Source organism: Mesorhizobium sp. CO1-1-7, assembly GCF_020164885.1.
Taxonomy (GTDB): domain Bacteria; phylum Pseudomonadota; class Alphaproteobacteria; order Rhizobiales; family Rhizobiaceae; genus Mesorhizobium; species Mesorhizobium australicum.
This window is the reverse complement of sequence record NZ_JAIUHA010000011.1, coordinates 125,798-138,071: the sequence shown is the minus strand read 5'-3', so window position 1 is coordinate 138,071 and position 12,274 is coordinate 125,798. Positions and strand designations below refer to the sequence as shown.

At 58.6% G+C, this 12,274-nt stretch carries 14 protein-coding genes and 1 pseudogene; 8 read left to right on the top strand and 7 right to left on the bottom strand.

What is annotated here, in order from left to right:
- Positions 1 to 8 precede the first annotated feature (8 nt).
- A complete protein-coding gene (locus tag LB516_RS23940) occupies positions 9 to 869 on the top strand; it encodes an RNA ligase family protein (RefSeq protein WP_140663824.1) in 861 nt (286 codons plus the stop codon).
- Positions 870 to 1,898: 1,029 nt separating this feature from the next.
- On the opposite strand, the gene LB516_RS23935 is transcribed toward LB516_RS23940, so the two are convergent.
- Together LB516_RS23935 and LB516_RS23930 are read right to left on the bottom strand one after the other, a co-directional pair.
- Complete coding sequence (locus LB516_RS23935; protein ID WP_140663821.1) at positions 1,899 to 2,195, bottom strand: hypothetical protein; 297 nt, start codon at positions 2,193 to 2,195, stop codon at positions 1,899 to 1,901.
- Between the two features lie 21 nt (positions 2,196 to 2,216).
- Positions 2,217 to 2,735: a hypothetical protein gene (locus LB516_RS23930; protein ID WP_140722052.1), complete on the bottom strand. Its 519-nt coding sequence runs from the start codon at positions 2,733 to 2,735 to the stop codon at positions 2,217 to 2,219.
- A gap of 420 nt (positions 2,736 to 3,155) precedes the next feature.
- Here LB516_RS23930 and LB516_RS23920 point away from each other — a divergent pair, with 420 nt between their 5' ends.
- From LB516_RS23920 to LB516_RS23910, 3 genes are read left to right on the top strand one after another with little or no spacing between them, the layout of a single operon-like run.
- Positions 3,156 to 3,593, top strand: a complete 438-nt coding sequence (locus tag LB516_RS23920; protein WP_140663812.1) for a hypothetical protein — start codon at positions 3,156 to 3,158, stop codon at positions 3,591 to 3,593.
- Positions 3,590 to 3,943 carry a hypothetical protein gene (locus tag LB516_RS23915; protein WP_140663809.1) on the top strand — a complete coding sequence of 118 codons (354 nt, stop codon included), beginning with the start codon at positions 3,590 to 3,592 and terminating at the stop codon, positions 3,941 to 3,943. Before LB516_RS23920 ends, LB516_RS23915 begins: the two co-directional genes overlap by 4 nt.
- Positions 3,940 to 4,383 carry a hypothetical protein gene (locus tag LB516_RS23910; RefSeq protein ID WP_140663806.1) on the top strand — a complete coding sequence of 148 codons (444 nt, stop codon included), beginning with the start codon at positions 3,940 to 3,942 and terminating at the stop codon, positions 4,381 to 4,383. The genes LB516_RS23915 and LB516_RS23910 overlap by 4 nt, the downstream gene beginning before the upstream one ends.
- Before the next feature lie 383 nt (positions 4,384 to 4,766).
- Here the strand turns inward: LB516_RS23910 and LB516_RS23905 are convergent, their stop codons facing one another.
- Together LB516_RS23905 and LB516_RS23900 are read right to left on the bottom strand one after the other, a co-directional pair.
- Positions 4,767 to 5,021: a hypothetical protein gene (locus tag LB516_RS23905; protein ID WP_140663803.1), complete on the bottom strand. Its 255-nt coding sequence runs from the start codon at positions 5,019 to 5,021 to the stop codon at positions 4,767 to 4,769.
- Positions 5,022 to 5,949: 928 nt separating this feature from the next.
- Entirely contained in the window at positions 5,950 to 6,336 is a 387-nt protein-coding gene (locus LB516_RS23900) for a hypothetical protein (RefSeq protein ID WP_140663801.1), read from the bottom strand.
- Between the two features lie 885 nt (positions 6,337 to 7,221).
- Between LB516_RS23900 and LB516_RS23895 the strand changes: the two genes are divergently transcribed.
- The 4 genes and pseudogenes from LB516_RS23895 to LB516_RS23880 all read left to right on the top strand — a co-directional run.
- On the top strand, positions 7,222 to 7,659 hold the full coding sequence (locus tag LB516_RS23895; RefSeq protein ID WP_140663799.1) for a hypothetical protein: 438 nt from the start codon (positions 7,222 to 7,224) through the stop codon (positions 7,657 to 7,659).
- A complete protein-coding gene (locus tag LB516_RS23890) occupies positions 7,656 to 9,188 on the top strand; it encodes a hypothetical protein (protein WP_140722055.1) in 1,533 nt (510 codons plus the stop codon). The genes LB516_RS23895 and LB516_RS23890 overlap by 4 nt, the downstream gene beginning before the upstream one ends.
- Positions 9,185 to 9,946, top strand: a complete 762-nt coding sequence (locus LB516_RS23885) for an ATP-binding protein (protein ID WP_140663795.1) — start codon at positions 9,185 to 9,187, stop codon at positions 9,944 to 9,946. Before LB516_RS23890 ends, LB516_RS23885 begins: the two co-directional genes overlap by 4 nt.
- A 463-nt stretch (positions 9,947 to 10,409) precedes the next feature.
- A pseudogene (locus LB516_RS23880) lies at positions 10,410 to 10,553 on the top strand (transposase); the annotation flags it as partial.
- Positions 10,554 to 10,559: 6 nt separating this feature from the next.
- On the opposite strand, the gene LB516_RS23875 reads toward LB516_RS23880, so the two are convergent.
- Genes LB516_RS23875 through LB516_RS23865 form a run of 3 tightly spaced genes read right to left on the bottom strand, consistent with a single transcriptional unit; the run spans position 10,560 to position 12,273 of the window.
- Positions 10,560 to 10,901, bottom strand: a complete 342-nt coding sequence (locus LB516_RS23875; protein ID WP_140663793.1) for a hypothetical protein — start codon at positions 10,899 to 10,901, stop codon at positions 10,560 to 10,562.
- Positions 10,898 to 11,785, bottom strand: a complete 888-nt coding sequence (locus tag LB516_RS23870; protein WP_140663792.1) for an NAD(P)-dependent oxidoreductase — start codon at positions 11,783 to 11,785, stop codon at positions 10,898 to 10,900. The genes LB516_RS23875 and LB516_RS23870 overlap by 4 nt, the downstream gene beginning before the upstream one ends.
- Positions 11,782 to 12,273: a gluconokinase gene (locus LB516_RS23865; protein WP_263492628.1), complete on the bottom strand. Its 492-nt coding sequence runs from the start codon at positions 12,271 to 12,273 to the stop codon at positions 11,782 to 11,784. The genes LB516_RS23870 and LB516_RS23865 overlap by 4 nt, the downstream gene beginning before the upstream one ends.
- Position 12,274 lies beyond the last annotated feature (1 nt).

Genomic DNA, 12,274 nt, shown 5'->3' with positions numbered 1-12,274 from the left:
GTGTGTTCATGCGTCTGAAGTTCATTAAGCCGATGGAGCCCGAACTGGTCGATACCCCGCCCCAAGGCGATGAGTGGATCCACGAAATCAAGTTCGATGGGTACCGCACTCAGGTCATCAAGGATGAGGACGGGATTCGGCTGATCACCAAGAATGGCTACGACTGGACCGGCCGATATATCCAGCTTGCCGGCGAAGCAGCGGCGATCGAAGCGAAAGACTTCATCATTGACGGCGAGGCGATCACCATCAACGAAGCTGGCCTGTCTGACTTCCATGCGATGCAATCAGCCGTAACCAGCCGCACGCAGTCGCGCGACCTTTATCTGGTGGCGTTCGACCTCCTGCACCTCAATGGTCACGATTTGCGTGACATGCCGGTGGAAGACCGCCGCGACATTCTCCAGGCATTGATCCCGACCGGCGGCCGCATCCAGTTCAGCGAAGCCATGCCTGGGACCGGCGATGCCGTCTATCACCTTGTCGACCAAGCCGGCCTGGAGGGCATGGTTTCAAAGCGCAAGGACAGCACATACCGCAGCGGGCCGACGATGAACTGGCGCAAGATCAAGTGCTATGCCGAAAAGGAAATGGACATCATTGGCGTGCAGCGTGAGGCGGGGAAACCCGCGATGGTGCTGATGGCCGACAAAGGCCGTTATGCCGGTGGCGCCTTTGTCACCTTCAAGGCTGACAAACGGCAAGCGTTATGGGATCGCGTGCAGGGGAAGGTCGGCGGACCTGTTCCAAGGGGGCTTAAGAGCGACAAGGCAGAATGGCTGAAGCCGGGTCTGGTCGGCCGCGTGCGGTTCCTGAAGGGCGAGGAGAAGCTACGTCACGCCTCTCTGAAGGACTTTCGGGAAAAATAGGGACACTGTGCTTTGATAGGCAAGAACTGGACGCTTCAATCGCTGATAGACGCCAAGATGTGCGTCACTGCCTTTTGCCAGAACCGGGCCTGCAACCACTGCAAGACCCTACCGCTCGAAAAGCTACGCCACCGATTTGGACCGGACATGCCCGCAATGGAGTGGGATCTGAGGCCAAAGCTGAAATGCGACGTTTGCCAGTGCAAGACGGTCGGGCTGATCTACTCGCCCGATTCCAACAAGACGTCGGGCATGGGGCAAAACCTCTATGGGGACGCTAAGGGCGGCCGGTAATAAACGGGCGACCCGGCTGCCGTGGGGTGTTTTGGGTTGGAGGCCGGCAACCGGGCCATGCCGGCGATCCCTCCCGGCAAAGGGATCATGGCCTAATATTAGCAATAGCGCAAATATGGGCCGCTAGCCCGCTACAGCATGGCCTATGGCGATTCCCAGGCCGATAGCGAAGCCGAGGACCAAGTTCGCTGCCATCTTCAGAGCAAACGCGCTGTAGCGGCTTCCCTGGCCAGTCTGAGGGGCTTTCAAGGCGCTGGCGATGTCATCGAAAGCGTGTTCCATGCCTGGCAACATATACCCGGTGCGCGAATCTGTGAATCCCCGGTTTGTTCACGGCGAAACTGGAGCCGACGCCTGTCATTTGAGGATGAAGTAGAGTGGAATCAGAATAGAAAACGCAGCGACCGCTGTGAGAAATAAGTCTGTGATCATGCCATCGCCGTGCGCGATGACCCGACGCATCGGTATCACGCAGCCCCGCCCCAATTGTTGCCCTAACTGAGCAATCGCGCAATCAAGGCAGGAGTGCAAGCACTGACCAAAATTAGGCGGGGGAAAAGAATAGAGGCCTCGTTTATTGGGCAAGAACTGGACGCTTCAATCCGTCATTGGCGCCAAGTGTGCGTCACTGCCTTTTGCCGTAACCCCGCCTGCAACCACAGCAGGCCCCCACCGCTCGGAAAGCTGCCGGCGCCAGTGAAATTCTGTTGGCTCTGTATCTCAATCTGGTTGTCATCAGGCGACAGTCCGCTCGATGGTGATTTTCTTCCCTCGGGAAAGCGCGACCAGCAAACCGAGAATGATGTCGCCGAACACCCACAGCCAAAGCAGCATGCCAACCGCAAGTGTCCCGCCGATCGCAGTGCCAGCCTGTCCGGCTGCATCTGTTGTGGCTTGGTAGTGCTCGCTGGAAATCTTGATGGCGTAGAATATCCAGAGCCCCATCAGCGCGTTGAAGGCCAGGAACATCCACCAGAAAATAATTCCGAAGAAACCGCGCTTACGTTTCTCGATGCGCTCGATGTGCGGCATGTTTTCCCTCCCCCTTTTTGGTTAGTAGGACTCAACTGTTCCGTCTTGGTAGACCACCTTCTTGATTGCGATCTCGGCCGTTGCGGTCCCCGCATCCACCGGGCCAACCATCTTGCTGTAGGGATCGTCGTTAAGGAACTGGTTGTCCTCCCAAATTAGGAAGGTGGGGCTTGTCTCGGTCGCGCCCGGCCCGATGTTGACATCCAATTTACTGTCACCGCTTAGGACTACATCGCCGAACGCATCTTTGATGGACACTACCAAAGCCAGGGCCGATACTCTCTTGGCCGTTGAATTGGTAAATGACATATGCAGTTCAATCCGAGGGTTGAAAATCTGCTGTTCGTAATTTTTGGCTTGGATGTTGAATCGAGCTTTGGCGAGAGTAACGGGGGCCGCAGATTTTTGGCCTGTTTCTACTGATGGCGCGCTCGTTCCTAGGCCGTCGTAGCACGCCAGCCGGTCCGCGCCGTTTACCAACTGCCGACAGTTTTCGATGCCCTGAAGGGTTTGAGCTTCTGCATCGCCAGCGACAATCACTAGTGCAAACCACAGGAATTTTCCCCAACCACAGCACTATGCTCCCCCAGTCAATCCGCCAATACTTGCGCAACTCCAGCACGCGTGCAAGCGAACTTGCGCCTTTAGGCCTTCCGAAGCCTCACGCCAGCGCCGCCGCCATTCTCAGGAATGAACTCGACCCCGGCCGATTCGAGTGCCGCGCGCATCTTGTCCACGCTGCTCAGGCGGGCGTCCTGTCCAGCCTCAAATCGATTGACTGTATTTCCCCCAACGCCAGCCGCCTTGGCTAGGTCGAGAGTGCTCCAATTGAGGGCGGCGCGCCCCATACGGCATTGTACTGGTCTCATGTGGTGTTTTTATCACCAAACGTTGTTGACAGCAAACCGGCTATGGCATTACCTTTAATGGTGTAAATATCACCATTTGGAGGCAACCACCATGCCGAACACCCATGTTCCGGCGGCCAGCGAAGCTATGCCTGCTGTCGAGGGAATGCACATCATCACCGGGCGATTTTCTCGCCGGCTCGTCCTTGCCGGGCTTGCCTCTCTGCCGGCCCTGGGAGCCGCTACTGCGGCTTCCACTGCCATCCGGATCAAAGATCCGCTGCTCGACTCCATCCGTGCCTATCGCGCCGGCCTTGCTGCCTTCAATGCAAGCACGCCAGACGACGACGATGCGGCTGACGCCTATGCCGCGATAACATACGAACGGCCATTCGCGGCACTTGAGAAATGGCATGAGCCAGCAAAGACGCGCAGCAGCGCCATAGAAGCGCTGAAGCTGATTGCCGAAGAGAATAGGGCATTTGAACGCAGCGGAATTGTCGACCCGCTCCTTACCGCAGCGTTGGCCTATTTCGAGGTGCAGTCATGAGCGCGCACCTCTCACGGCGCGCCGCCTTCGGCGTCATTGCCTGTCTGCCGGCCATAGCTGGCGCTACAGCGGCATTGCCGGCACCGCTGGCTCTTCTGATCACACCGCCCACACCGCCCACCAGGGAAAGCGCTCATGCCAAACTCGCGCGCCTCGAAGCCCTGTTGGACACGCTGCCGCCACATATCGCAGCCGCCTATCGTGCGCAGATGCATGAGTGGCTTACCCACATTGTATGGATGCAAGAGAGCGGCGCGCCTCGTGCTGATATCTTGGCTTACATTCGCAGCTTGAGGTACCACGATAAAGTCTTCGCACAATTCAAGGCGACACTGGGGACGACGCCATGAATGCCGGCATCACCGTGAGCGAACTGTTGAAGACTGTTGCCGTTCTTAAGCCGCTGGGTATGCCACTCGGCACCGATCCACGGACATGGCGGCAGGCGATCGAAAGGCAGTTGAACGATCTCCTCGACCGCGCCATGAGCCTCATCACGGCGCTCGACCTGATGGAGGTGGATTGCGATCTGGAAGACGGTGCCGACCTCGAACCTTGGCTTGGCTGGTGTGCGCTCGGCCCGCAGACCGTCAGGGGCTTTGATGATGGCAGGGGCAGCCCTTACGACGATCGGGAACAGGACGACTGCGACACTGAGGACGACGGCAACGAGGAACCGACGCTAGGCGCGCCGAACCGTCACCACAATCAAACCTGTTGGGCAGACGGCGCGCGTGGCGACCATGAGCGGGAGGTGTGCGTCGACAGCGAAATGGTCTTTGAAGATTAATCGAAATCTGTTGATCAATTTTGGCCCCGGCCGCTTCGGCTTCCGGGGCCTCAAGGGCCTCAAGGCTCCAAGGGCATCTCGTACCCGCATTCGCGGCACTTGAACAAATCGTTTTTTTCGCCGCTCACTTGATTGCTCAAAGGCTCCTTCTTTGCTCGCAATATCCAGCAGCGCGGGCATTGCGGCGTTTCCTCAATGACGGGGTGATATCTATGAACGCGAGCAGCCGCAGAGGCAGCGTAGTCGACGGCAGATTTTAGCTTTGCCCCCGTTTCATCGTGAAGCGCGAGCTTGCGCCGTAGTGCTCCGGCCCGCCTTTCCTCGGCGAAAGCCAACTCGCCGGCCTCGTGCGTGAGCGTCTCCCTAAAATCGACCATCAACCCCTAGAGCCCGAAAGAGAACACCTGGGGACTGCTCGTCTCATAGCCGAGGCGGGGCTTGGAATTACTGCCCATGTCCGTCTGTGGTGAATTGGCGGTTCCGGTAGCGGTGCAGTCAAGTTTGGCGGCTGCTGCCGCCTTGATCGACATGCCTGCACATGTCTTTTCGGCAGTGACTGTTGGCTTCTTCATCTCGTGCGCCATAGCGGCGCTCGACGCGGCAAGCACAATCGCCGCGCAAACGATAGCGGTTTTCATTGGAAGCCCTCTTTGTTAGCAAAAGCTAATAAGAAGTTAACGCTACGTAAGATCATCGTCAATTGTAGAATCGGCCCGCGAAGCCCCGTCATTGGTCCTACACACGAACAATTTCTGAGGAGACGTGGCCCCAGCCTAGTTGCAGGGCGGCTTCTGCGACGCGTCTTATATTAGCAAGAAACGATATGTTAACGGCTGTGACGCACCCTTCCACACACGGGACGGGAAAACCACCTCCCTCATCGACGTTACAACGCGCGCTCTGGACGCCGGAAAACGCTCGACCAATGCGGAGCAAACGCATGAGTGTCGTCGGAACAGCTCTCGAACAATTGCTGCGGTTGATTTATCGCCGAGCCCTTAAAATAGCGGCGTTTCCGGAGGATGAAAGGGATTCACACTACGATCTCATCCGCCTGTCATGTTGCGCAGCCGCCGAGCACATTGGGCAAAGTCCTGACGAGGCAGCAGTCACGGCAAACGATATGGTTCAGTTTGTTCGCGCACTGGTCGGAATCATTGAGGTGGGCGGCGGATCAGACCAAGAGCGAAGCGGCGATGGGCCTATGCGGACGCGACATTTTGGTAGCCGAGAGAATAGCACTACGCGCATCTAGCGTCTTCGCATGGACCGGCCGGCAAACGCGCGATTCTGGATGAATATTGGCCAAATCTTGGACAGGGCCGAAAGGTAACAGCTAAGTGCTTGATTTATCTGGTACGCCCAAGGGGAATCGAACCCCTGTTACCGCCGTGAAAGGGCGCTGCAAGGACAAGCTGCGCAGGAGTCGGTGTGTTGCCAGAAGAGGTGGGCTTCGAAACAAGACTGTTCCCGTGCTCCAGTTTTCAAACTGAACACTTGTTGTTCAAACGATCAGAATGCAATTTTTGCGCTCGAAAAGTTCGGTGTGCGCGCAATGGCCTTTCCTTACGGTTTAACGACCTTGCCCCGATATTTGGGGCGGAGCATTGTGAAAGCTGGTGCGGCAAAAATTCCGCCTGATGCGCAGTTATTTTCAAGGGGTATTTTGAAGGACATATGCCCCAAATTGATGGTGCCCTTACTGCAATTTGCTTCCGCACGAATTGCATCGCCGAGAAGGTCCGCTTTCGTCTGGCGAATGCACTCCTCAGGCGAGGCGAAGCCGCCTTGGTTCACATAGCCTTCATGGCATGCCTTGATGATATCCGGCTCCATGAATTTTGCCACGGCGCGTGCATGTTTGGTGTTAACACCGGTAATTTCGATGACTGTCGCAGGCGGCTCTACGCAGCTTCTCTGCAACTCTGCACCCCATGTCGGCGTTGCATTCATTTAGCTAATTGTAGCCTCGATTGGTAACCCAACGCCATCCGTTACGCGCATTGGTAACCCACCAGCGACAGGTTTGGTAACCGTCAACGAGCGACTACCGCTCCCACTCGGGGACGGTGAAACCCCGCAGATTTCTGACCGCGGCGGCGGCTAGACACACAGATCATTGATCGTTTCGTAATGGACCCGGCCTCTCCGAAGTCCGGATTAATTCCCGACAACGACAGATAATTCCCGACGCCATACTGGTATGGCGTCCCGAATTATCTGTCGTCGGTAGGGGCGAGAGTCCAGAATTATCTGTCGTTGGCCGGACTGCTAAGTGGATGATATCCCGCCGCTTTCGCCCGAAGAGGTTACCAATGCCCTTTGGACAATAGGTTACCAATGTGCCCCAACGACAATCAATTCCCGACTGGCTTTAAGGAGTTGTTTTGATTGAGCTTATTACGGCCAAGTTTGGGAACCTAAGGCCACCCCACAGGCGCATTGGTAACCCCCAGCGACAGGTTTTGGTAACCCTCATCGAGCGAGTGGCGCTCGCACCTTTCGGCGAATTCGTTTCAGTTCAGCTGCGGTCAGCAGATTCCCGTCTGTGGTGCGCATGACCAACCCGACAAGACGGCTCGCCAGACATTGGTCGTTAATCGTTTCGTCGATGCGATCTGCCTCATCGATCTCCTGGAATATCCGGAGGCGGTTATCAGCGATCCAACTGGCCCAGTCCCTAGCGGAGAGGTCATCGAGCTCACGACCAAGCGCTATTGCAGATTGCCTCCGCGAGTTGGTCTCGGACGATCTTCAAATAGCCTACACGTTCGCGATGTAAGCATATCCCCACAAAATTCTCAGGAATTGCCCCGCGTCGACGCCAGGTAGCTAGCTATGGGTGAGTGGCTGTCTACAGTTGAGTTTGCTGAGCTGGTCGGCATTAGGCGACAAGTCGCTCATCGCGCTCTTCGTCGGCGTCACTGGCGCAAGAATCCGCTCGAAGTGCGGAAGGTCAATGGTCGGCGCGGCGGGAACGCCGGAGAGCAATATCAGGTGAATTCCACGTCTCTGCCGCTCGAATACCAGCACCGTTTAGAGGTCTCTCAAACCCTCCTTGAAAACCACTCGAAATCAATCATCGACAGGACGGCAGAACACGCATGGTGGCTCGATTACCTGGGGCCAGCGCTTCAGCATCCAGCCAACTCGACTGCCCGCGCCGACGCCCTGGCCGAGCGAGCAGACAAGTCAACGCGGAACTGGAGGGTAGGGCGGTCAGCTATTCCCTGCGGACGCTACAGCGTCATGCCGCACGCTTTGACGAAGGCATGAAGGTCGGACGGCATGGTCGATCGGACAAGGGCAAGAAGCGTGTCGTCATAAGCCGGAAGTGGGACAGGCTCGTCCCGTTCGACGCCCCCACCAAGGCGAAAATCGCGGAGGACCTAAAACAGGAAATCCGCGGCCTGCTCAAAGGAGGCATGTCGTGGGGCCACACCCTGCAAGAAGCCGAGAAGTTCCTGATCGACGCGACTCGGGCCTGGGGCTTCCGTCCCGGCGATCCCAACGTGCTGGAGCGCGCTTGTTCTATCCCAACCGAACTCGTCTCGGCGGAGCTCCACTTCCGAAACGTCCACCGGTTTAAGCGCGACCATAAGGCCTATGATGATCGCCGGCCGCGCATCCGTCGCACCCTCGCCGGCATGCAGCCGATGGAGTTGGTGGTAGGCGATGTTCACCCTGTGGACATTCACCTCACTCGTCCTGACGGCACAGTCGCCACTGCTAGACTGATCGGCTTCTTAGACTGGGCGACGCAGCGCCTCTGGATCGGGCTGATCTTTTTCGAAAAGCGCGGCGGCGTGCAAAACCGCGACGTGATCGAAGTCTTCGCAGCCATGATCGAAGCGTGGGGCATGCCGCAGTCGCTCTATTTCGACAACGGCAAAGAATTCGGCTTCGCCGCCTTTCTGGACGATGCCATGCAGCTTACCGTGCCGGGCTTCCATGGCCCGTCCCGATCAACCCACGTCATCAATGCTTTGCCCTACAACGCCTCCGCAAAGCCGATTGAGCGTTTATTCGGTGACTTGGAGACGCGCTATTTCAGCACGGCGCGCGGCCACATCGGCGGCAACCGAATGAGCAAGAAGCAGGAGGCGATCGGCAGGACGGTCGCTCCGTTCGGCGCGTTCGAAGATGTGGTGCCAGCCATAGAAGGCTTTGTGCGCACCTATAATTACACTGCACAGGGCAAGAAGAGCGCGCTCAAAGGTCTCTCACCTGAAGCCACATACCGCAAACACGTCGAGGCGGGATGGGCGCCGACTGCGATGAGCCGCGATGAAGTGCGCGCGGCATGTGCGCGAACCGAAGAGCGGTCGGTTGTTCAGGGTGCGATATCGGTCGGTGGCCGTCATTGGACATGCCCGGAATTGCAAGCTTACCAGTACGAGAAGATTTGGGTCCGTGTGCCGGCCTATCACACACCGGCCGAGTTGCTGTTGCTTGACCGGCATGGTGAACGAGTCGGCATAGCCTCTCCCGATGTCGAATTCCATCCGCTCGACAAGCGCGGCGCAAAAGCATCAGCCGAACGCGCAAGGGTGCATCGGCAGGCGGTGCGTGATCTCGATCGGTCAGCGCCTGATATCGACGTGGCTGCACGCCTGATCGCACGCGGCGAAGCCCAGCCTGACACGGTCCCCAACGAGCCTGTCGGCATCGTCTCTTACCATCCGGCGAAGCGGCCGGCGCGGATCGTAATGCCGAAGGGGGCTTCGACCTCCGAAGAGCGCCGACGCGAACAAGACGAGCGCATAGCCGTTCAGATGGACTTGGCGAAGAGGATCGTCGGATGACGTTTATCGAAACCCGCGCCGCGTTCACCGTACGGGCTGCATTCGATACGGCGGTCAAGAGGCGATATCCGGTGCTCGCGGTCGGCAAAGCCGGAGTCGGAAAGACTGTAGCGCTCAACTGGATAGCGGCGCAAAGCGGCGCTGCCTATTGTGAGGTTGCGCAGCATACCAAGGCTATCAGGCCGATGTTCCTGATGCTGCATGATGCCTACGGCGTCCAAAGCGACAGCAAGCACACATACGATCTTGCGAAGGATTGCATGAATTTTTTGGGCGCCCGATACGGCCCGACGCGTCCGTTACTGGTGGACGAATATCAGAACTTCACACCCACTGTTTTGCGGGAGCTGCTGCATCTTCAGGAGCGCTGCGGCTTCGCCTTACTGCTCGCCGGCAATACTCATCGGTTAGCGGCCACGAGGCGTGATACCCACGCTGTGGATCAGATCGAAAGCCGTATCGGCATGCGTTTCGAGATCGGGCAGCCGACGCGGGAGGACTGCGTGAGGATCGGCGAGGAACACAACGTTGAGGGAGCCGACGCCTACGAAGCGATAGTTATCTACGGTGAGAACACCTCCCTTCGCGCGCTTTGCCATCTCCTCCAGAATTGCGCTGCCGGGACCAGCGGCTTCGGCAGCATTCGTCTTCCCCGGATAGAGACCACGCTTCGCGGCATGTCGTGCGGCAGCGATGTGCTCAGGCTTCTACACGAGCGCCGAAACGCCGCCGCAGACGACCTCCGCAGCCCGGCTTAATTCCGGACAGCGACAGATAATTCCGGACGGCACACTGGTGTGATGTCCGGAATTATTTGGCATTTCACGGGGTTTACCAGTCCGGAAATATGGGTCGGCGGCGGGTGAACTATGTGATTGAAAAGAAGAGTTTTTCTGGCTGAGGGTAGGGGGGTTCCGACCCTAACATCGAGTTTGCCAATGGCCCCAATGACAGTTAATTCTGGATTGGCATTAAGTGATTGGATTCGCATAGAATATAACCGCCCTTATTGGTAAACCCGCTTGCGGTCGGCAACCAATTGGTCAACCCAAACCCCAGGATTGGTAAACCAAAGCAGCAGCCTTATCGGCCAAGATACGGCTCTGTACTTCCCCCACAACCCCTTGAGACAGATGACGTCAGAATCTCAGCGTAGGCACTTGCGCGCGACAGCGACGCCTTGACTAAATTCCGGACTGCGACAGATAATTCCGGACGCCACAGCGTCTCAACGGCGAGATCAAGCAGCGCACCGAGGTCGTCGGAATCTTCCCGAACGACGATGCGATCGTGCGCCTCGTCGGCACAATCCTGCTCGAGCAGAACGATGAATGGGAAGTGCAGTGGGCCAGATACATGTCCTAAGATTCGTCAATCTCCGGCCAATGAAAACTCGTTGGCGATGGTGACGTGGTGGTGAATGCGACCCTCGAAGTACCTGGACAACACAGCCTCTGTCGCGGCACGCGATTCAGCGCGTGCGGGGCTGGCCAAAGCCGCGTCGACGGCCGCCATATCTGGGTAGTTGATCGCCAGGATCATCGGAAATTCAGGCGCACCATCGTCGCGTTTTTCCGCGAAGCTGACTCGAACGTCGAGCGCGCCCGGGAAAGCCTTCCACTTCGGCAGAACCGTCTCAATCACGTCCTTGCGGAACGCTTCGATCTGACCTTCCTTCACTTTGCCTTCAAAGAACGCATAGCGCGTGATCATCTGCTCGGTTCCTCATCCTTGCGTTGGAAAAATTCCATCAGTGCCGCCTGGTCCTCGCCGCCCAGCCCTGCGGCCGTCAATAGCCGGTGCACCTCGGCGCAGACGGCCGTCAGCGGCATTGCGGTGTGCGTGCGCCGCGCCAGGTCCTGGGCGGCGTTGAGGTCCTTCACCATGTTGTCGATGCGGCCGGTTCGCCGGTAGTCGCGGGTGGCGAAGCGCGGCAGGTATTCCTGCAGGATGGCGCTGTCGGCGCGGCCGCCTTTCAGCGCCTGCGGGATCTTGAGCGCGTCGACGCCGGCGTCGAGCGCCAGCTTGGTCGCTTCGGCGACAGCCATGAAGTTCAGCGCGCACAGCACCTGATTGATCAGCTTGGTCGTCTGCCCCGCTCCGGCCGGGCCCATATGCGTGTAATTGGTGGCGACGTGGCGCAGCACCTTGTAGGCGTCGGCCACGTCCTCGGCTTCGCCGCCGGCCATCAGCGTCAATTCTCCGGTCAGCGCCTTGGGCGCGCCGCCAGACAGCGGACTGTCGACCCAGCGTAAACCCTTCTCGCTGACGTCAGCGGCGAGTTGGCGCGTCGCGTCGGGGTCGATGGACGACATGTCGATGATCAGCGTACCGGGCTTCGCCCCAGCCGCCACGCCGGCATCGCCGAACACGGCGCGGCGCACGATCGCCGCCGAATTAAGGCTAAGGATCACGTAGTCGGACGCGCCGGCGGCCTCGGCCGCGCTCGCCATGGCGGTCGCGCCTTTGGTGAGCAGCACCTCAACCTTGGCCTTGTCGAGATCGAACACGAAAAGGCGGTTGCCGGTGGCGAGCAGGCGTTCGCCGATTGCCCCGCCCATGGCGCCGGCGCCGATCAAGGCGACTGCGTTGGTCATGATGGTCGCTCCCCGAATTTCGCTGTTATGTCCGCAACAATCTCGTCGAGCGGCGCGTCGATCGGCACGGCGATCGCATTCTCGTCCTTGCCCGGCACTTCCAGTGTCGCGAACTGGCTGTCGAGCAGGCTGGCCGGCATGAAGTGGCCGGTGCGCTCATGCATGCGCTTCGAGATCAGCTCGCGCGAGCCGTCGAGATGGATGAACAGCACCGGCGCGCCCGCCTGCTCGGCGATGAAATCGCGATAGGCGCGCTTCAGCGCCGAGCAGCCGACGATGACCGGCGCGGGCCCTAGCCGCAGCGTTTCGCCCACCTTGGACAGCCATGGCCACCGGTCGGCATCGTCCAGCGGAATGCCGGCGCTCATCTTGGCGATGTTGGCCTCAGGGTGGAGTTGGTCACCGTCCACGAATGTCGCGGAAATAGCGCGGGCCAGCGCCACGCCGATCGTCGTCTTGCCCGAACCGGTAACGCCCATGACCACCATG

Bases quoted from the DNA above. Each gene is read 5' to 3' on its own strand.
- LB516_RS23905 (WP_140663803.1), bottom strand. From the start codon at position 5,021: ATGAAAACCGCTATCGTTTGCGCGGCGATTGTGCTTGCCGCGTCGAGC.
- LB516_RS23900 (WP_140663801.1), bottom strand. From the start codon at position 6,336: ATGAATGCAACGCCGACATGGGGTGCAGAGTTGCAGAGAAGCTGCGTA.
- LB516_RS23885 (WP_140663795.1), top strand. From the start codon at position 9,185: ATGACGTTTATCGAAACCCGCGCCGCGTTCACCGTACGGGCTGCATTC.
- LB516_RS23940 (WP_140663824.1), top strand. From the start codon at position 9: ATGCGTCTGAAGTTCATTAAGCCGATGGAGCCCGAACTGGTCGATACC.
- LB516_RS23920 (WP_140663812.1), top strand. From the start codon at position 3,156: ATGCCGAACACCCATGTTCCGGCGGCCAGCGAAGCTATGCCTGCTGTC.
- LB516_RS23895 (WP_140663799.1), top strand. From the start codon at position 7,222: ATGGGTGAGTGGCTGTCTACAGTTGAGTTTGCTGAGCTGGTCGGCATT.
- LB516_RS23865 (WP_263492628.1), bottom strand. From the start codon at position 12,273: ATGGTGGTCATGGGCGTTACCGGTTCGGGCAAGACGACGATCGGCGTG.
- LB516_RS23915 (WP_140663809.1), top strand. From the start codon at position 3,590: ATGAGCGCGCACCTCTCACGGCGCGCCGCCTTCGGCGTCATTGCCTGT.
- LB516_RS23870 (WP_140663792.1), bottom strand. From the start codon at position 11,785: ATGACCAACGCAGTCGCCTTGATCGGCGCCGGCGCCATGGGCGGGGCA.
- LB516_RS23875 (WP_140663793.1), bottom strand. From the start codon at position 10,901: ATGATCACGCGCTATGCGTTCTTTGAAGGCAAAGTGAAGGAAGGTCAG.
- LB516_RS23910 (WP_140663806.1), top strand. From the start codon at position 3,940: ATGAATGCCGGCATCACCGTGAGCGAACTGTTGAAGACTGTTGCCGTT.
- LB516_RS23890 (WP_140722055.1), top strand. From the start codon at position 7,656: ATGAAGGTCGGACGGCATGGTCGATCGGACAAGGGCAAGAAGCGTGTC.
- LB516_RS23935 (WP_140663821.1), bottom strand. From the start codon at position 2,195: ATGCCGCACATCGAGCGCATCGAGAAACGTAAGCGCGGTTTCTTCGGA.